This is a genomic window from Streptomyces sp. NPDC091289 (genome assembly GCF_044757365.1).
In the GTDB taxonomy this organism is placed as follows: Bacteria; Actinomycetota; Actinomycetes; order Streptomycetales; family Streptomycetaceae; genus Streptomyces.
The window spans coordinates 448,712-467,459 of sequence record NZ_JBIVUT010000002.1; the positions used below are offsets into that span (position 1 = coordinate 448,712).

Here is an 18,748-nt window from a genome sequence, read left to right on the forward strand (position 1 = left end):
GGAACGCACCCCATGCCTCGTCACCGCACCGACGACCTTTCCACGACCACCCGAACCGTGGGCCGCCGCTCCTTTCTCGCTCTCGCCACCGGAACGGTTCTCGCCCTCGCCGCCTGCTCTCCGCAGGCCAAGACCGTGGCCAGTTCCGAACCCACGGGAAAACTTCCCTCGGGAGCCCCGCCGCCGGGCACGAAACTGACCGTCGCGGTCCGCCAGACCCGGCTCCAGCTCGAACCCGCCGGTCTCGAGAAGGACCTCGCCTTCACCGTTTCCGAATGGCCGAATCTGAGCGCGGGACCGGATATCATCCAGGGATTCCGGGCCGAATCCATCGACCTCGCCTCCAATGCCGGAATTCCGCCGATCCAGGCCAAGGCCATCGGCGTCGACACAAAGATCGTCGCCGTCCAGGTACGCCCGCTGCCCCTCTACACCTTCGCCACCGCACCCGGCTCGGACATCGCTTCGGTGGAGGACTTCCGCGGCAAGAAGATCGGCTTCTCCCAGGGCCAGGCCCAGGGCGTCGTCGTCCTGCGCGCCCTGAAGGCGGCCGGACTCAAGAACAGTGACGTCGAACTCGTCGCCCTGCCCAGCACCCAGTTCCTCACCGCCCTGCAGTCCAAGCAGGTCGACGTGGCGCCGCTCGGCGAGCCGACCCTCACCAAGTATCTCGACCAGTACGAAAAGGACGGCGCCACCGGTCTCAAGACCGAGGTGGTGGACCTGCTCACCGTCCTGTGGGCCCCGGTCGCGGTGCTCAACGACCCGGCGAAGGCCGCCGCCGTCCGCAACTTCGTCCCGCTGTGGGCCAAGGGGCTCGTCTGGGCCTGGGAGCACCAGGACGAGTGGATCGACACGTACTACGTGAAGGACCAGGGCGTCTCCGTGGCCGACGGCAAGCGCATCGTCGCCTCCCTGAACAAGCCGCAGTTCCCGCTCAGCTGGGACAAGGCCATCGAATGGGAGCAGGAGACCGCCGACCTGATGGCCGAGGGCGGCTTCGTACCGAAGCAGGACGTCGCCGACCTGTTCGACCGCCGCTTCGAGCGCCTGGCGGCCGAGTCCGTTCCCGCCGAGTACCGGGAGACCTCATGACCGACCTGCTCCCCACCACCCGCACCGGCCGCCCCGCCGTCCTCACCAAGGGCGCGGCACCCCCGGCGGACCCGCCCGGGAAGCCCGGCCCGACCGTCGCCCGTGGCACCCGCCGCCGGCTCGGCCCCGGCCGGACCCTCCCCTTCGGCCGGCTCATCGGCCCCGTCCTGCTCATCGCCCTGTGGTGGGCCGCCTCCGCCTCCGGCTACCTGGACCCGCGCATCCTGTCCGGGCCCGGCAGCGTGATCTCCACCGCCTCCGACCTGGTCGCCACCGGCCGCCTCCAGGACAACGTCCTCATCTCCCTCCAGCGCGCCGGGCTCGGCCTCTTCTTCGGCGTCACCAGTGGAGTGGTGCTCGCGGTCGCGGCCGGACTGAGCCGCAGCGGCGAGTACCTGATCGACGGGCCGCTCCAGATCAAGCGGGCCATCCCCTCGCTCGCCATGCTGCCCCTGCTGATCCTCTGGCTCGGCATCGGCGAGGAGATGAAGGTGACCGTCATCGCCCTCGGCGTCGCGGTCAGCATGTACATCAACACCTTCGCGTTCCTGACCTCCATCGACAGCCGGTACGTGGAGCTCGCCGAGGGACTCGACCTGAGCCGCGCCCAGTTCGTCCGCAAGGTCGTCGTCCCCGGCTCGCTGCCCGGCTTCTTCGTCGGACTGCGCCTGGGCGTCACCTCGTCCTGGCTCGGACTGATCGTCGTCGAGCAGATCAACGCCACCAGCGGCATCGGCTACATGATGTTCCAGGCCCAGCTGTACGCCCAGTCCGACGTGATCATCGTGGGCCTGGTGGCCTACGGGATCTTCGGCTTCGCCTCGGACGCGGCCGTACGCGCCATCGAGAGGAGGGCCCTGTCATGGCGACGCACCCTGGCGGGCTGATCACGAAGACCCCGCCCGCCGTCCGCACGTCCCGGCTGGTACGGAAGTTCGGCGACCGGATCATCCTGAAGGAGATCGACCTCACCATCGCACCGGGGGAGTTCACCGCCCTGCTCGGCCGCAGCGGCTCGGGCAAGTCGACCCTGCTGCGGGCCGTCGCCCGGCTGGACCACACGGTCGAGGGCTCCGGTGAACTCACCGTCCCGGAACGGGTGTCGCTCTCCTTCCAGGACTCCCGGCTGCTGCCCTGGCTCCGCGTCCTGGACAACGTGACCCTCGGGCTGCGCGGTCCCGGAGCCCGGATACGCGGCCTGACCGCCCTGGAGGAGGTGGGCCTGGCGGGCCGCGACCGCTCCTGGCCGCACGAACTGTCCGGCGGCGAACAGCAGCGCGCCGCACTCGCCCGCGCCCTGGTCCGCGAACCCGAACTCCTGCTGGCCGACGAGCCGTTCGGGGCGCTCGACGCACTGACCCGGATCAAGATGCACGGGCTGCTGCGCGAACTGTACGAGCGCCACCGCCCCGCGGTGCTCCTGGTCACCCATGACGTGGACGAGGCCGTGGAGCTCGCCGACCGGGTCCTGGTCCTGGAGGAGGGCCGGATCTCCGTCGACCTCGCCATCGACCTGCCCACCCCGCGCTCCCGCCGCGACGCCCGCTTCCAGGAGTACCGCGACACCCTCCTCGCCGCGCTGGGCGTCGAGCAGCCGGCCGCGGCCGCCTGACCCGTACCCGCGCCCGCGGCCCGGCGACCGGACGCCAACACCCTTCACCCGTACGGGAATCACTCCCGCACCCTGCCTGGAGACACCCATGCCTTCCGCCGCACCCCGCAAGCAGCTCCATCTCAACGCCTTCCTCATGTCCACCGGACACCACGAGGCGTCCTGGCGGCTCCCCGAGAGCCCCGCCGAGGCGAACTCCGACATCGCGCACTACCAGAACCTCGCCCGGATCGCCGAACGCGGCCGGCTGGACTCCCTCTTCCTCGCCGACAGCCCGGTCCTCATGGGCGACCCCGGCCGCCGCCCCGCCGCCAAGCTGGAGCCCACCGTCCTGCTCACCGCCCTCGCCGGGGCCACCGAGCACATCGGGCTCATCGCCACCGCCTCCACCAGCTACAACGAGCCCTACAACCTGGCCCGCAGGTTCGCCTCGCTGGACCATGTCTCCGGCGGCCGGGCCGGCTGGAACATCGTCACCACCGCCGGGGCGGACGCCGCCCGCAACTTCGGCCTGGACGACACCCCGCTGCACCACGAGCGCTACCGCCGCGCCGCCGAGTTCGTCGAGGTCTCCACCAAGCTGTGGGACAGCTGGGCCGATGACGCCGTCGTCGCCGACAAGGAGAAGGGCGTCCACGCGCTCGCCGAACGGGTCAAGGCCATCGACCACCGCGGCGAGTTCTTCCGCGTCGACGGACCCCTCAACGTCCAGCGCTCGCCGCAGGGTTACCCGCTGCTCGTGCAGGCCGGATCCAGCGAGGACGGCAAGGACTTCGCCGCCCGCTACGCCGAGGCGGTGTTCACCGCTCAGCAGACCCTGGAGGAGGGCGTCGCCTTCTACAAGGACGTCAAGGCGCGGGCCGTGGCGCTCGGCCGGGACCCCGACACCATCAAGATCCTGCCCGGCGTCGTCCCCGTCATCGGCGACACCGAGGCCGAGGCCCACGAGCTGGACGCCGAGCTGGACCGCCTCATCGTCCCCGAGTACGCCAAGCGGCAGCTCGCCCTGCGGCTGAAGATCGCCCCGGACGACCTCGACCTCGACGCCGAACTCCCCGAGGACATCCCCACCGAGGACGAGATCGAGGGCGCCAAGAGCCGCTACACCCTCATCGTGGAGCTGGCCCGCCGCGAGCACCTGACCGTACGGCAGCTCATCGGCAGGCTCGGCGGCGGACGCGGCCACCGCACCTTCGCCGGCACGGCCGTACAGGTCGCCGACACCATCGAGCACTGGTACGACAGCGGGGCCGCCGACGGCTTCAACATCATGCCCGCCGTGCTCCCCTCCGGCCTGGAGGTCTTCGTCGACCGGGTCGTCCCGATCCTCCAGGAACGCGGCCTGTTCCGCACCGAGTACACCGGCGCCACCCTGCGCGAGCACTACGGTCTGCCGCGCCCGGCCAACCAGCTCTTCGACGCCGTCGACACGAGCGCGGGCCACGTCACCGCCGCCCCGGCCACGGCAGGGGCCCGGTGACGGACTGTACGGCGCGCGACGGCGCCGGGACCCGGCAGCAGCCGGGGACCGGCGCCGCCCGGCGGCCCGACCCCCGACAGCACGACCCCGAACACGGCTGGGCGCGGCGGCTGTTCGCCTACTGCCTGCGCCACCGCACCGACCTCCTCCTGGCCTTCGGCGCCGCGCTCGTCGCCGCCCTGGCCACCGCCACCCTGCCCCTCGTCCTGCGCCACGTCGTGGACGGCCTCGCCGTGGACACCGGCTCCCTCGTCCCCTGGATCGCCCTGCTCGCCGCACTCGGAGCCGTCCGCTTCGGCGCGAGCTTCACCCGCCGCTACCGCTCCGGACGGCTCTCCCTCGGCGTCCAGTACGACCTGCGCAACGACGCCTTCGCCGCCCTGCTGCGGCTCGGCGGCGCCCAGCAGGACGGGCTGCGCACCGGACAGGTGGTGAGCCGGTCCATCTCCGACATCACCCTCGTCCAGACGCTGCTGCAGTTCCTGCCGAACCTCACCGGCAACGCCCTGATGTTCCTGTGCTCGCTGGTGTTCATGGCGTTCCTCTCCCCGCTGCTGACCGTCGTCGCCCTCGTCGTCGGCCCGCTGCTCTATCTGATCGCCCTGCGCAGCCGCCGCGACCTCTTCCCCGCCAACTGGCACGCCCAGCAGGAGGCCGCCGAGGTCGCCTCCACCGTCGAGGCGACCGTCACCGGCGTCCGCGTCGTCAAGGGCTTCGGCCAGGAGGACCGCGAACTGGCCGGTCTGGAGGAACGCGCCCGGGGCCTGTTCGCCTCCCGGCTGCGGGTCGTCCGCTTCACCGGCCGCTACAACCCGGCGCTCCAGGCCGTCCCCGCCCTCGGCCAGGTCGCCGTCCTCGCCCTCGGCGGCTGGATGGCCCTGCACGGCCGGATCTCACTCGGCACCTTCCTCGCCTTCACCACCTACCTCGGCTCCTTCGTCACCCCCGTACGCCAGGTCGCCACCCTGCTCACCGTCTGGCAGCAGGCCCGCGCCGGAGCCGAACGCGTCCTGGAGGTCATCGACGAGGCCCCCGTCATCACCGACGCCCCGGACGCCCGCGAACTGCCCGACCGGCCGCCCGCGCTCTCCTGGCAGGACGTCACCTTCCGCTACGGGGACGGCCCGCCGCTCCTGGACGGCTTCACGCTCGACGTCCGCCCCGGCGAGACGGTGGCCCTGATCGGCGCGGCCGGATCCGGCAAGTCGACTGCCGCCGCGCTGCTGCCCCGGTTCTACGACGTGCCTTCCGGCACGGTCACCGTCGACGGCACCGACGTGCGCGAACTGTCACTCGCCTCGCTGCGCTCCCGGATCGGCTACGTCTTCGAGGAGAGCCTGCTGGTCTCCGACACCGTGCGCGCCAACATCGCCTACGGATCACCGGACGCCACGGACGAGCAGATCCGCGCCGCCGCCCGGATCGCCCGCGCCGACACGTTCGTCGAACGGCTCCCCAAGGGCTACGACACCGTCGTCGGCGAACAGGGCCTCACCCTCTCCGGCGGCCAGCGCCAGCGCATCGCGCTCGCCCGCGCCCTGGTCGGCGACCCGGCGATCCTGGTCCTGGACGACGCGACCTCCGCCATAGACGCCCGCGTCGAGGCCGAGATCCACGCCGGGCTGCACGCCGAGACCCGCCGCCGCACGACCCTGATCGTGGCGCACCGCCGCTCCACCCTGGAGCTCGCCGACCGGATCGCCGTGCTGGACGGCGGCCGCGTCACCGACACCGGCACGCTGGACGAACTCCGTTCCCGCTCGGCCCTGTTCCGTACGCTGCTGTCCACCGCCGAGCCCACGGCCTCCGAACCGGTGGCCCAGGCGCCGGCCGGCGGGGTGACCGCGGACCTGTGGCTCCGGGACGAGGCGGCGGGCGTCGACACCGAGGAGGGCACCGCCGTCCGGGCCGCCCAGGCGCTGGCCGAGGCCGCCGCCACCTCGGGGCCCGGACGCGGCGGTCCCGGCGGCGGGGTTCTCGGCTCGGCCCCGCCGAGCCCCGAGCTGATCGCCGGACTCGCCCGCCTCCCGCTGCCCGAGGCCGACCCGAAGGTCACCACCGCACAGGCGGTCGCCGCCGACCCGGAGTTCCACCTCGGCACTCTGCTACGGCCCTTCCGGCTCCCGCTGATCCTCGGGCTGCTGCTGGTCGCCCTCGACGCGGCGGCCCAGATCGCCGTACCGGTCCTCGTCCGCCACGGGGTGGACCACGGCGTCGCCCGGCAGGCCGGAGGAGTGCTCCTGGCGGCCGCCGCCGTCGCGGGCCTGGTCGTCGCGGCGAACTGGCTGATCGGCGTGGCCCAGGTCCGCACCACCGGACGCACCGGCGAGCGACTGCTCTACACCCTGCGGGTGAAGACCTTCGCCCAGCTCCAGCGGCTCGGCCTGGACTACTACGAGCGGGAGCTCGGCGGCCGGATCATGACCCGGATGACCACCGACGTGGACGCCCTGTCGAACTTCCTGCAGACCGGTCTGATCACCGCCGTCGTCAGCCTCCTCACCGTCATCGGCGTGCTGGTCGCCCTGCTGGTCATCGACGCGGGCCTCGCCGTCGTCCTGCTCCTGGCCCTCCCGGTCCTGATCGGCGCCACCGCCCTCTTCCGGCACTATTCGGTCCCCGCCTACCGCGAGGCCCGCGAGCGCGTCAGCGCGGTCAACGCCTGCCTCCAGGAGAACGTCACCGCCATCCGCGTCACCCAGGCGTTCCGCCGCGAGGAGCACAACGCCCGCGACTTCGCCGAACTGGCCTGGGGTTTCCGGGACTCACGGCTGCGCGCCCAGCGGTACATGGGCACGTTCTTCCCGTTCGTGGAGTTCCTCGGCACCCTGTCCACCGCCGCCGTCCTGGTCGTCGGCGCGGGCCAGGTGCGCTCCGGCGAGCTGAGCGCGGGCACTCTGATCGCCTTCCTCCTCTACGTGGAGCTGTTCTTCTCGCCCATCCAGCAGCTCTCCCAGGTCTTCGACGGCTACCAGCAGGCGGTCATCGGCCTCGGCCGCCTCCGCTCCCTGATGCGCACCCCGGCCGGCACCCCGCAGCCCGAACAACCGCTCGCCGTAGGCCGGTTGCGCGGCGAGGTGGAGTTCGACGAGGTGTCGTTCGGTTACGCGGGCGGCGGCGGCCAGGAAGTCCTGCACGGGCTGCGGCTGCGCATCGCGCCCGGCGAGACCGTCGCCCTGGTCGGGGCCACCGGCGCGGGCAAGTCCACCGTCGTCAAACTGCTCGCCCGCTTCTACGACCCGACCGCCGGAACCGTCCGGGTCGACGGCCACGATCTGCGCGACCTCGACCTGCCCGCCTTCCGGCGCAGACTCGGGCTCGTACCGCAGGAGCCGTATCTCTTCAGCGGGACCGTGCGGGACGCCATCGCCTACGGGCGGCCCGACGCCACCGACGCCGAGGTGGAGGCCGCCGCCCGGGCCGTGGGCGCGCACGAGATGATCGCCGGACTCCGGCTCGGCTACCTCCAGCAGGTGGGGGAGCGCGGCCGGAACCTGTCCGCCGGACAGCGTCAGCTCCTCGCCCTGGCCCGGGCCGAACTCGTCGACCCCGACGTCCTGTTGCTCGACGAGGCCACGGCCTCGCTCGACCTGGCCACCGAACGCCGGGTCGCCGCCGCGACGGACGCCCTGTGCCGTCGCCGTACGACCGTGGTCGTCGCCCACCGGCTGACCACCGCCGCCCGCGCCGACCGCGTGATCGTCCTCGACGCCGGAGCCGTCGTCGAGAGCGGCACGCACACCGAACTCCTCGCGGCGCGGGGCCCGTACCACCGCCTGTGGGAGGCCTTCCGGCAGACCGGCGTGCCGGCCGTGCCGGAGAAGGACCACCCCGACACCACCACCAGTCAGCTCGTCAAGGAGAGTGCCAGATGACCGAATACCGCAACCTCGGCCGCACCGGCGTCCAGGTCAGCCCGCTCGCGCTGGGCACCATGATGTTCGGCGCGCGCGGCAACACCGATCACGACGACAGCGTCCGGATCATCCACCACGCCCTGGACTCCGGCATCAACTTCGTCGACACCGCCGACGTCTACTCGCAGGGCGAGTCGGAGACCATCGTCGGCAAGGCCCTCGCGGGCGGCCGCCGCGACAACGTGGTGCTGGCCACCAAGTTCCACGGCCGCCTCGGCGACGACCCCAACGAGTTCGGCAACAGCCGCCGTTGGATCATCCGCGAGGTCGAGAACAGCCTGCGCCGGCTCGGAACCGACTGGATCGACCTCTACCAGGTCCACCGCCCCGAGCCCGACACCGACTTCGACGAGACGCTCGGCGCGCTCTCCGACCTGGTCCACCAGGGCAAGATCCGCTACATCGGCACCTCCACCTTCGAGCCCTCCGCGATCGTCGAGGGCCAGTGGACCGCCGAGCGCCGGGGCCGCGAGCGCGTCGTCGCCGAGCAGCCCCCGTACTCGCTGCTGGCCCGGGGCATCGAGCGCGAGGTGCTGCCGGTGGCGCAGCGGTACGGGCTCGGCGTGCTGTCCTGGAGCCCGCTGGCGGGCGGCTGGCTGACCGGCCGCTACCGCAAGGGCGCCGAGCAGCCGGTCTCCAGCCGTGCCGAGCGCCAGGCCGCCCGGTTCGACATCGCCGCGCCCGAGAACGCGGCCAAACTGGCGGCGGCCGACGCGCTCGCCGGCCTCGCGGATGAGGCCGGTCTGACCCTGGTCCAACTCGCTCTGGCCTTCGTGCTGGAGCACCCGGGGATCACCTCGGCGATCATCGGTCCGCGCACCTTCGAGCAGCTGGAGAGCCAGCTCGGCGCCGACAAGGTGAAGCTGAGCCGGGACGTCCTCGACCGGATCGATGAGATCGTCCCGCCCGGCGTCAACCTGTCGGCGCGCGACGCCGGTTACACCCCGGCGGTCCTCACCGACGCGTCCCTGCGCCGCCGTTCGGTCTGACGGCGCGGGGAGCGGGCCGGGGTCACTCGCGGATGCGGTCGCGGATCCAGACCCCGGCCTCCTTGAGGACCCCGGTCCCCGTCCAGTCGCTCCCGCCGCAGGTGCCGGTCTTGAAGACGGCTCCGGAACGGTGGTCGTCGGAGTAGTTCCAGTTGGTCCAGGAGATCTTCTTGCGCTTCATCAGGTCGAGGTAGCGCTGCGACATCGTGAAGTCGTTCGCGCCCTCGCCCGCGTAGTTCTGCGTGCCGAACTCGGTGACGAACACGGGCAGTTGGTCGGAGGCCCGGTCGAGCGCGCTCAGATACTCCTCGCGGTGCGAGGCCGCGTAGAAGTGGAAGGTGTACATGATGTTCGAGGCGTTGACGGGGTTGTTCACGACCTCCGACTCGTCGGAGCCCTCGGACACCCCGAACGAGGACCAGGCGCGCGTCCCGACCAGGACCACCGCGTCCGGGTCCTCGGCCCGGATCACCGGGATGATCTGCTCGGAGTACGACTTGATGCCCGACCAGCTCACCCCCGAGGGCTCGTTGGCGATCTCGTAGAGCACGCCCGGGTGGTTCTTGTACTTCTTCGCCATCGCGGTGAAGAAGGTCTTGGCGTTCGCCAGGTTCGCGTTCGGGTCGCCCGGGGAGAGCATGTGCCAGTCGATCACCGCGTACATGCCGCGCGCGTGCGCCGCGTCGACGAACTTCTGTGCACGGGCGGTGAATCCGGCGGGGTCGGTCTCGTACCCGCCCTCCTGTACGTAGGTGGAGACGCGCAGCACGTCGGCGCGCCAGTCCTGGGCCAGGGCGTCGAGCGAGCCGTCGGTGACGCACTGGGCGTACCACTGGGTGCCGTGCGTGCTCATCCCGTTGAGGGCGACCGCCTGGCCCGAGTCGTTGCAGAGCTGAAGGCCGCAGACGGAGAGCTGTCCGTTGGCGGCGAGCGGGGTGGCGGCGGTGGGGGAGGCGCCGGTGGGAGCGGCGGGGGCCGGTGCGGCTCCCGCCCGGACCGGGGCCATGAGCGCGGTGACGACACCGAGCGCGGACGCGGCGAGCAGGGCCTTGCGGGCCATTCCGCGACGGCCGGTCGTGGGGGCGGAACCGGTGGGGGGATTGGTGCGCTGGTGCATGGTGGTGCTCCCTTCAGAGGGGGGTGGGAGGCGCCATGTCGGCAGGACTGAAAGTAAAGGTTCCTTCCAATTGCCGTCAACAGTGTTGGGAAACTTTCCTGTCTATTAACGCGGGTGGCGGCAGGGCCCGTTGGGCCATCCCCGACCCGTCCTGGGAATCCGGGCCACCGGTGCGGACGTGTCCCGGATGAGGAAACACCCGGCGCGACCTAAGGTGCCCACCATGGCACGGAGCGCGGCGAACCCCGGCCCGACCGGGGGCGACGCCGCCCCGGACGGCCCCGACCCCCGGCGTTGGCAGGCCCTCGCGGTCTGTCTGGTGGCGGGCTTCATGACCCTGCTGGACGTCTCCATCGTCAATGTCGCCCTCCCCTCCATCCGGGAGGGCCTGAACACCCCCGAGTCCGACCTCCAGTGGGTGCTCTCCGGTTACGCCCTCGCCTTCGGCCTCTTCCTCATCCCCGCCGGACGCCTCGGCGACGCGCGGGGCCGCCGGGCCGTCTTCATGGTGGGACTCGCCCTCTTCACCCTGGCCTCCGCCGCCTGCGGAGCCGCCCAGTCCAGCATGTGGCTGGTGATCGCCCGACTGGTGCAGGGCATCGCGGGCGGCCTGATCTCCCCACAGATCTCCGCCCTGATCCAGCAGATGTTCTCCGGGCGGGAGCGCGGCCGGGCCTTCGGCATGTTCGGCACCGTCGTCGGCATCTCCACGGCCGTCGGCCCGCTGCTCGGCGGTCTGCTCATCCAGGCCGCCGGACCCGAGCACGGCTGGCGCTGGGTCTTCTACGTCAACCTCCCGCTCGGCGCCGTCTGCCTCCTGCTCGCCCACCGGCTGCTCCCCGACACCCCGTCCGCCGGCCGGGTGAGGCCGCGCGACCTGGACCCGGTGGGCGTCGCCCTCCTCGGGGCCGGGGTGCTGGCCCTGCTGCTGCCGTTCGTCCAGGCCCAGCAGTGGCCCGGCGACACCAAGTGGCTGTTGCTCGTCCTGGCCGGGGTGCTCCTCGCCGCGTTCGTGGCCTGGGAGTCGCGGTGCACGGGCGGGCGCACCCACCCGGTCCTGGACCTGTCGCTGTTCCGGCTCCGCTCCTACTGGCTGGGCTGTCTGCTGATCCTGCTCTACTTCGCCGGGTTCACCTCGATCTTCTTCGTCACGACCCTCTACCTCCAGTCCGGTCTGGGCTACTCCGCCCTCCAGGCCGGACTGGCCATCACCCCCTTCGCCCTCGGCTCCGGCGTCGCCGCGGCCATCGGCGGCCGGCTCGTCGGCCGCTTCGGCCGCCCCCTGGTGGTGACGGGCCTGGCCATGGTCGCCCTCGGCCTCGCGGGCACCGCCCTCGCCGTCCACCTGGTCCCCGGCGACGGAGCGGGCTGGGCCATGGCCGCCCCGCTGCTTCTCGCCGGTCTCGGCAGCGGACTGGTCATCGCCCCGAACCAGACGCTGACCCTCGCGGAGGTCCCGGTGCACCGGGCCGGAAGCGCCGGGGGCACCCTCCAGACCGGCCAGCGCGTGGGCTCCGCCATCGGGATCGCCGCCGTCGGCGCGGTGTTCTTCGCCCAGGTCGGCCCGGACGGCTGGGCCGACGCCTACGACCACGGGCTCATCGTGTCCGTCGCCTTCGTGCTGGCCGCGCTGATCGTGGCGCTGGCCGAGGTCGCAGCCGACCGACGGGGCAGACGACGTACAGCGGACCGATCCACCGACGCATCGAGGAGCACGGCATGAGCGACACGACAGCGGACAGCACGGGGACCGAGGGCAACGATTCCTACGGCCACAAGCCGTTCAAGCGTTCCCGGAGCCACTTCGCCGACCGGATCACCGCGGACGGCCGCGACGGCTGGCCCGTCGAGCCGGGCCGCTACCGCCTCGTCGTCAGCCGCGCCTGCCCCTGGGCGAGCCGCGCCCTGGTCTCCCGGCGGCTCCTCGGCCTGGAGGACGCGCTCTCGCTCGCCGTCGCCGACCCGATCCAGGACGACCGCAGCTGGCGCTTCACCCTTGACCCGGACGGCACGGACCCGGTCCTCGGCATCCGCCATCTGAGCGAGGCCTACGACGCCCGGGAGAACGGCTATCCCGGCGGCGTCAGCGTGCCCGCGATCGTGGACGTACCGAGCGGGAAGCTGGTCACCAACGACTACCAGCAGCTCACCCTCGACCTCGCCACGGAGTGGACCGCCCTGCACCGGCCCGGCGCCCTCGACCTCTACCCCGAACCGCTGCGCGCGGAGATCGACGAGGTCATGGAAGGCATCTACCGGGACGTCAACAACGGCGTCTACCGTGCCGGGTTCGCCAGCTCCCAGGAGGAGTACGAAGAGGCGTACGAAGCCCTCTTCACCCGCCTCGACCAGGTCTCCGCCCGCCTCACCGACCGCCGCTATCTGGTCGGCGACACCATCACCGAGGCCGACATCCGCCTCTTCACCACCCTGGTCCGCTTCGACGCCGTCTACCACGGCCACTTCAAGTGCAACCGGAACAAGCTGACCGAGGACCCCGTCCTGTGGGCGTACGTCCGCGACCTCTACCAGACGCCCGGATTCGGCGACACGGTCGACTTCGACCACATCAAGCGGCACTACTACCAGGTGCACACCGGCATCAACCCCACCGGCATCGTCCCCGTCGGCCCCGACCTCTCCGGCTGGACCACCCCGCACCACCGCGAGCAGCTCGGCGGCCGGCCCTTCGGAGACGGCACGCCTCCGGCGGCAACCTTCTGAGCCCCGGCGGCGACAAGGAGTCGTCCGGCCGCACCGGACCGGACGACTCCCGACCGCCGACCGAACGAAGGACCCCCCTCACGTGAGCACCAGCAGAGGACGACACCGCAGGACGCGTACGCTCCAGGCCGCCGTGGCCGTCGCCGTGACCGCAGGCCTCGCCGGCGTCTGGCTGACCACCACGCCGGACGACGCGAACGCCGCCACGACGGTCGTCGTCTCCACCACGCCGGAGCTGGAGAAGGCGTTCGCGCAGGCCGGCCCCGGCACCACCATCCAGCTGCGCGGCGGCACCTACCGCCCGGGCAAGAGCCTCAAGAGCCAGGCCGACGGCACCGCGCGGAGCCGTATCACCGTCACCGCGTACCGGGCGGAGAAGGCCGTCGTCGACGGATCCGCGCTGCCCGGGGGCGACTGGCTGGTCGCGATAGACGGCGACCACTGGACACTGTCCGACCTGACGTTCCGCAACTCCCGCGCGCACGGCGTCGTCGTCACCTCGTCCGTCGGCGGGATCTTCCGCAACCTCACCACCCACGGCAACGGCGACTCCGGGTTCACGCTGCGCGGCGAGGGAACGACGGACAACCTCGTCGAGAACCTCGACTCCTACGACAACTACGACGCGAAGAACCACGGCCAGAACGCCGACGGCCTCGCGATCAAGTTCGGCTCGGGCACCGGGAACCGGATCATCGGCGCACGGCTGTACAACAACGCCGACGACGGCGTGGACCTGTGGCAGTGGGCGAGCCCCGTCCGTATCGAGCGCAGCTGGGCGTACGGGAACGGCGTGAACCGCTGGAAGGACCCGGCCTTCGAAGGCAACGGCAACGGCTTCAAGCTCGGCGGCGGGGGCGCGAGCACGGCCCACGTCATCACCGGCAACGCCGCCTGGGACAACGAGAAGCACGGCTTCACGGACAACAGCAACCCGGGAGCCCTGCGGCTGCACCGCAACACCGCCTACGCCAACGACGCATCCGGCTTCTACCTCGCCTCCTCGCCCTCGCGCCTCTCCCGCAACCTCGCCCTCGACAACACCACCGGCGCGGCGAAGCTCGGCAGGCGCGTGGTGTCGGCCGCCAACTCCTGGGACGCCGACGGCGCACCGGTCGCGGGCAGGGTCAGCACCGATCCGGCCACGGCGTACGGCCCACGGCGCGCGGGCGGTGCGCTTCCGGCGACGGACTTCCTGGCGACCGGCACCCCGGACATCGGCGCTGAGATGCCGTAGCCGTCGCCCGCCCTCGTACGACGGGTCCCGGGGCCGGCGGACGGCCGCCCCGGGACCGGCACATAGGATCCGGCGCTCGGGCCGTAGCGGCGCGCACGACAAAGGGGTTCCCGGTATGGCCGACGACGCATCGGCGCAGTTCCACGAGTTCTTCGACCGCCATTACGCCGAACTGTCCCGGCTGGCCTTCCTCCTGACGGGCGAGGCGGACGCGGCCGACGACCTGGCCGCCGACGCGTTCGTCGCGCTCTGGGACCGCTGGGACCGGGTGTCCGCCGCCGAGCATCCGGTGGCGTACGCCCGCGGAGTCGTCGCCAACCTGGCGCGCAGCCGCATCCGCGGTGCCGTACGCGAGCGCCGGCGCGTAGCGCTGTTCTGGTCGCGGCGCGCGGAGCGGACGGACGGCCCGGACGTGGCGGCCGTGCTGGACGTACGGCAGGCGCTGCGCGGACTGCCCTTCCGCAAGCGGGCCTGCGTCGTGCTGCGGCACGCGCTCGACCTGTCGGAGAAGGACACCGCTCTGGCGCTCGGCATCTCCGTCGGCACGGTGAAGAGCCAGACCTCCAAGGGCATGGCGGAACTCGAACGGCTGCTGGGCGACCGTACCGGCCTCGAAACCGTGGGAAGTGGACGACGATGAGCGACCTGCGCAGGGAACTGGAAGAGGCCGCCCGGTCACACCGGCCCGACCGGGCGCGCATGCTGGCCCGGGTCGAGCGGGCGCGGGACCGCGCGGCGGCCGGTGCGGAGCCCCGGAGCACGCGGGCCCGCCGCACCCGTCCCGGCTGGCCGCGCGTGGCCCTCGCGGCGGTCGCCGCCACGGCGGTGTGCGCGATCGGCACCGTCGCCGTCACCTCACTCGTACGGGAGGACGCGACCGGTCCGCGGGTGTCCACCGGGACGCTGCCGGAGACCCCCGCCGCCACGCCTCCACCGACCGGTTCCGGCCGGCCGCCGCTGCCGGGGCAGAGCCGCACCACGGACGGTCCGCTGTGGGCGGACGGTTCCGTCGCTCCGGACGACAACGTTCACTGGGCCCAGAGCAATGTCACGCTCACGACCGAGGAGCCGCTCACCGCGCTCACCGTGGAACTGTTCGTCGCCCGGACGGACGGGGTGCGGACCACCGGGCGGTGGGAGACGCGCCCCGAGGCGGACTTCGATCTCTCCGTGCACGAACGCGACGGCATGCTCGTCTACCGCTGGACGCTCGGGCCGGGACGGACGGTGCCGGCCGGGACACACGTCTTCGCCGGACAGTACGACCACCCCTCCGGCGGCCGCGACGCCGGTGCCGACGTGTACCGGGCCACGGCGACGGCGGCGAGCGGGACGTACGAGGTCCACGGCGACTTCGCGCGCACCACCTGATCCGGACGGCGGGTTCACCCAGGTGCGAGCGTGCCCCTGGCCAGCGGCGTACGGGCCAGGCGCACGCACCCCGCGGCGATCAGGGCCAGCGCCGCCAGCTCGGGCAGCAGCCACCAGCCGGTCCGCAGCTCCTCGTCGAACAGCGTCACCCCGTACAGGATGCTGATCAGTGCGTCCCCCAGGGTCAGCATCGGCTGCACGGCCACCAGACTGCCCGCCTGAAGAGCGTTCTGGAGCAGGAACAGGGCGCCCACCCCGGCCGCCGCCGTCGCGTACAACTGCCAGGACGCCAGCAGCGCGAGAACCCCGCCGTCGTCGAGGTTCGCCATCGCGTCCTTCATCAGCGCGGCCGTCAGCGCGTAGCCGCACGCGGCGGCCAGCCCGAGCAGGGCCGCCCGGGGATTGCCGCGCGTCCGGAGCGCGGAGCCGATCAGCGCCGCCTCGAACAGCCCGGTCAGCAGCAGCGCGGGCACCCACGCCGCGTCCCGGACCGTGTCACTGCCCTCGACCGGCGCGGCCGACGCCATGCCGAGCGCGAGCCCGACCGTGACGGCGGCGACCCCGTACCAGACGGTGCGGTCCACCCGGGCCCGCATCACGTACCCGGCGATCAGCAGCGTCGCGGGCAGCTCGATCACGAAGATCGGCTGGACCACCGCGATCGGCCCGGTGGCCAGGGCGACCGCCTGACAGACGGCCGCCACGATCACCAGCCCGATACCTGCGAGCCACACCTTCTGACGCAGCAGATGGCCGATCAGCGAAAGCCGCATCGCCTCGCTGTCGGGCACCCGCATCGCCGCCCGGCGCTGGAGCACCGAGGCGGAACCGTTGCTGAGGGCGGTGAGGACGGCGAACAGGACACTGATCACCGGTTCATCATGGAGCCGCCCCGCCCGGGGCGCCCGGCGCACAGGCCCGGTGGGCGTAACGCACATACCCCGCAGGTCTTGCGGACCGTAGCTGTCCGCAAGCCCCGGTAGCGTGCGGACCATGGCCGCGAAGACGCACCGCACCGCCGCACACTCCGCCGCACACCCCGCCGTCCTGTCCACCCGGGAGCTGAACCGGGCGACCCTGGACCGTCAGCTCCTGCTCCGCAGGTCGCCGATGTCCGCGAAGGACGCGGTCGCCCACCTCCTCGGGCTCCAGGCGCAGAACACCAAGCCGCCGTACTTCCAGCTGTACGCCCGGCTCGCGGACTTCGACCCCGAAGAGCTGTCCGCCCTGATGGAGTCCCGTGAGGTGGTCCGGATCGTCAGCCTGCGCTCGACCCTCCACACCCATACGGCGGACGACGCGCTCACCCTGCGCCCCCTGGTGCAGGCGGCACGCGAGCGGGAGCTGAAGACCTTCCGGCGCGGCCTGGAGGGAGTGGACCTGGACCGGCTCGCGGGCCTGGCCAAGGACCTGGTCGAGCAGCGCCCCCGCCCGGTCAAGGAGCTGCGGGAGGAACTCCTCACGCACTGGCCGGACGCCGACCCGCTCGCGCTCACCGTCGCCGCCCGCTGCCTGCTGCCCCTGGTCCAGGTCACCCCGCGCGGACTGTGGGGCCGCAGCGGGCAGGTCGCCCTGACCACCGTGGAGCACTGGCTCGGCCGGCCCGCCGGACCCGTGGCCGCGCCCGACGCCACCGTGCTGCGCTACCTGGGCGCGTTCGGCCCCGCCTCGGTGATGGACTTCCAGTCCTGGGCGGGCCTCACCCGGACGAAGGAGGTCTTCGAACGGCTCAGGCCCCGGCTGCTCACCTTCCGGGACGAGCGGGGCGTCGAGCTCTTCGACCTCCCCGACGCCCCGCGCCCCGACCCGGACACCCCGGCCCCGCCGCGCTTCCTACCCGAGTTCGACAACCTGCTCCTCGGCCACGCCGACCGCACCCGCGTCATCCCCGCGGTGAACAAGGGGCGCAACGGGGTGGGCAACCAGGCCTACGGGTCCGTGCTGATCGACGGGTTCTTCGACGCGGTCTGGCGCGTCGAACGCGAGGGCGGCGCGGCGATCCTGACCGTCCAGCCGCTCCGGAGCCTGGCCCGCGCCGAGCGCAGGGAGATCACCGAGGAGGCGGCGCGGATGTTGGCCGTGATGACGGACGCGACGGACCACGACGTCCGGTTCGGCACGTTCCTGGACTACGGAGACTAAGACTCTTACGGGCTACGGGCTACGGGCTACGGGCTACGGGCTACGGGCTACGGGCTACGGGCTGTTGGGCTGCGGGGTTGCGGGGCGCGGATCAGGGCAGCAGTCCCGCCCGGCGGGCCGCCACCACCGCCTCCAGCCTCGTATGCGCCCCCAACTTCCGCATCGCGGACCGCAGATACCCCTTCACCGTCTCGGGCCGCAGCCCCAGCCGCTCGGCCGCCGCCGCGTTCGTCGCGCCCGCCGCCACACACGCCACCACGTCCACCTCGCGCGGCGCGAGACGGACCTCCCGGGCCGCGGGCACCTTGGCCCCCGACGCCGAGGCCAGCCGCCCGCACACCTCCAGGAGCTCGTCGCGCAGCGCCGGATCGACGATCCTCGGGACCAGGGCGCGCAGTTCGCGGTGGGCCTCGCGCACGTCCTCCCAGGCGCCCGGCACCGTGTCCGGATCGCAGACCTGCTCCCGGCCCGCCGCCAGCAACTGCCGTACCTCGTCCCGTACCGCGAGCGACTGCTCCACATCACGGGCCGCCGCCACCACCGCGTCGAACGTCCGGTCGCCGAGCGTGACCGGCGTGCGCAGCGCCCCGTAGAGCACGCCCCGCACCGCACGCCGTACGACGACGGGGACCGCGACCACCGAACGCAGTCCCTCCGCTGCCACCGCCGCGTCGTATTCGTGGCTGATGTGGCGCGAGGAGGCGTAGTCCGTCACCGCACAGGGCCGGGACAGCGCGATGGCCTTGCCGCCCAGGCCGCTCCCGGCGGAGATGACCAGGCCCCGCAGCGCGCTGGTCTGCGCCCCGTTCAGCTCGGCGATCCGGGCATGGCGGGCGTCGGACAGCAGGCCGCCGAACACCACGGGCAGCCCGCTCGTGCGGCGCAGCCTCAACAGTGCTGCCTGCATCTCGACCGCATCGACCGGTTCCGGCACTCCGACGCCCTTCCACCCGGCCCGTGCGCCTCCCCCGGACGGGGGAGAGGACCACCCCCGTCCGGGGGTGGTGAGACCTGGGTCACTGTTTACATGATGTTAAGCGACCGGTCCGTAATGAGGAGGGCAC

At 72.4% G+C, this 18,748-nt stretch carries 15 protein-coding genes; 12 read left to right on the top strand and 3 right to left on the bottom strand.

Annotated features, from left to right (window positions below):
- Nucleotides 1-12 precede the first annotated feature (12 nt).
- From ACIQPT_RS04035 to ACIQPT_RS04060, 6 genes are all read left to right on the top strand, one after another.
- The gene (locus tag ACIQPT_RS04035; protein WP_401152486.1) at nucleotides 13-1,095 is read left to right on the top strand and encodes an ABC transporter substrate-binding protein; all 1,083 of its coding nucleotides are present in this window, start codon (nucleotides 13-15) and stop codon (nucleotides 1,093-1,095) included.
- Nucleotides 1,092-1,982: an ABC transporter permease gene (locus ACIQPT_RS04040; RefSeq protein ID WP_401152488.1), complete on the top strand. Its 891-nt coding sequence runs from the start codon at nucleotides 1,092-1,094 to the stop codon at nucleotides 1,980-1,982. Before ACIQPT_RS04035 ends, ACIQPT_RS04040 begins: the two co-directional genes overlap by 4 nt.
- Entirely contained in the window at nucleotides 1,958-2,707 is a 750-nt protein-coding gene (locus ACIQPT_RS04045; protein WP_401152491.1) for an ABC transporter ATP-binding protein, read from the top strand. The genes ACIQPT_RS04040 and ACIQPT_RS04045 overlap by 25 nt, the downstream gene beginning before the upstream one ends.
- Nucleotides 2,708-2,795: 88 nt before the next feature.
- The gene (locus ACIQPT_RS04050; RefSeq protein WP_401152492.1) at nucleotides 2,796-4,187 is read left to right on the top strand and encodes an LLM class flavin-dependent oxidoreductase; all 1,392 of its coding nucleotides are present in this window, start codon (nucleotides 2,796-2,798) and stop codon (nucleotides 4,185-4,187) included.
- On the top strand, nucleotides 4,184-8,062 hold the full coding sequence (locus ACIQPT_RS04055) for an ABC transporter ATP-binding protein (protein ID WP_401152493.1): 3,879 nt from the start codon (nucleotides 4,184-4,186) through the stop codon (nucleotides 8,060-8,062). The genes ACIQPT_RS04050 and ACIQPT_RS04055 overlap by 4 nt, the downstream gene beginning before the upstream one ends.
- Nucleotides 8,059-9,093, top strand: coding sequence for an aldo/keto reductase (locus ACIQPT_RS04060; RefSeq protein WP_401152496.1), 1,035 nt, complete (start codon nucleotides 8,059-8,061; stop codon nucleotides 9,091-9,093). The genes ACIQPT_RS04055 and ACIQPT_RS04060 overlap by 4 nt, the downstream gene beginning before the upstream one ends.
- A gap of 22 nt (nucleotides 9,094-9,115) precedes the next feature.
- Here ACIQPT_RS04060 and ACIQPT_RS04065 read toward each other — a convergent pair whose 3' ends face one another.
- Nucleotides 9,116-10,210, bottom strand: coding sequence for a glycoside hydrolase family 5 protein (locus ACIQPT_RS04065; RefSeq protein WP_401152498.1), 1,095 nt, complete (start codon nucleotides 10,208-10,210; stop codon nucleotides 9,116-9,118).
- Between the two features lie 223 nt (nucleotides 10,211-10,433).
- On the opposite strand from ACIQPT_RS04065, the gene ACIQPT_RS04070 reads away from it, so the two are divergent.
- The 5 genes from ACIQPT_RS04070 (at nucleotide 10,434) to ACIQPT_RS04090 (ending at nucleotide 15,542) form a co-directional block, all read left to right on the top strand.
- A complete protein-coding gene (locus ACIQPT_RS04070; RefSeq protein ID WP_401152500.1) occupies nucleotides 10,434-11,933 on the top strand; it encodes an MFS transporter in 1,500 nt (499 codons plus the stop codon).
- Nucleotides 11,930-12,934, top strand: coding sequence for a glutathione S-transferase family protein (locus ACIQPT_RS04075; RefSeq protein ID WP_401152503.1), 1,005 nt, complete (start codon nucleotides 11,930-11,932; stop codon nucleotides 12,932-12,934). The genes ACIQPT_RS04070 and ACIQPT_RS04075 overlap by 4 nt, the downstream gene beginning before the upstream one ends.
- Nucleotides 12,935-13,016: 82 nt before the next feature.
- Complete coding sequence (locus tag ACIQPT_RS04080) at nucleotides 13,017-14,171, top strand: right-handed parallel beta-helix repeat-containing protein (protein WP_401152505.1); 1,155 nt, start codon at nucleotides 13,017-13,019, stop codon at nucleotides 14,169-14,171.
- A gap of 115 nt (nucleotides 14,172-14,286) precedes the next feature.
- Nucleotides 14,287-14,811 (top strand): SigE family RNA polymerase sigma factor, encoded by a 525-nt coding sequence (locus ACIQPT_RS04085; protein WP_401152507.1) that lies wholly within the window; start codon nucleotides 14,287-14,289, stop codon nucleotides 14,809-14,811.
- Nucleotides 14,808-15,542 (top strand): hypothetical protein, encoded by a 735-nt coding sequence (locus ACIQPT_RS04090; RefSeq protein WP_401152510.1) that lies wholly within the window; start codon nucleotides 14,808-14,810, stop codon nucleotides 15,540-15,542. Before ACIQPT_RS04085 ends, ACIQPT_RS04090 begins: the two co-directional genes overlap by 4 nt.
- Before the next feature lie 14 nt (nucleotides 15,543-15,556).
- Here the strand turns inward: ACIQPT_RS04090 and ACIQPT_RS04095 are convergent, their stop codons facing one another.
- Nucleotides 15,557-16,414, bottom strand: coding sequence for a DMT family transporter (locus ACIQPT_RS04095; RefSeq protein WP_401152512.1), 858 nt, complete (start codon nucleotides 16,412-16,414; stop codon nucleotides 15,557-15,559).
- A 121-nt stretch (nucleotides 16,415-16,535) separates the two neighbouring features.
- On the opposite strand from ACIQPT_RS04095, the gene ACIQPT_RS04100 reads away from it, so the two are divergent.
- Complete coding sequence (locus ACIQPT_RS04100; RefSeq protein WP_401152514.1) at nucleotides 16,536-17,684, top strand: winged helix DNA-binding domain-containing protein; 1,149 nt, start codon at nucleotides 16,536-16,538, stop codon at nucleotides 17,682-17,684.
- A 91-nt stretch (nucleotides 17,685-17,775) separates the two neighbouring features.
- Here the strand turns inward: ACIQPT_RS04100 and ACIQPT_RS04105 are convergent, their stop codons facing one another.
- Nucleotides 17,776-18,618, bottom strand: coding sequence for a response regulator transcription factor (locus ACIQPT_RS04105; RefSeq protein ID WP_401152516.1), 843 nt, complete (start codon nucleotides 18,616-18,618; stop codon nucleotides 17,776-17,778).
- Between the last annotated feature and the right edge of the window lie 130 nt (nucleotides 18,619-18,748).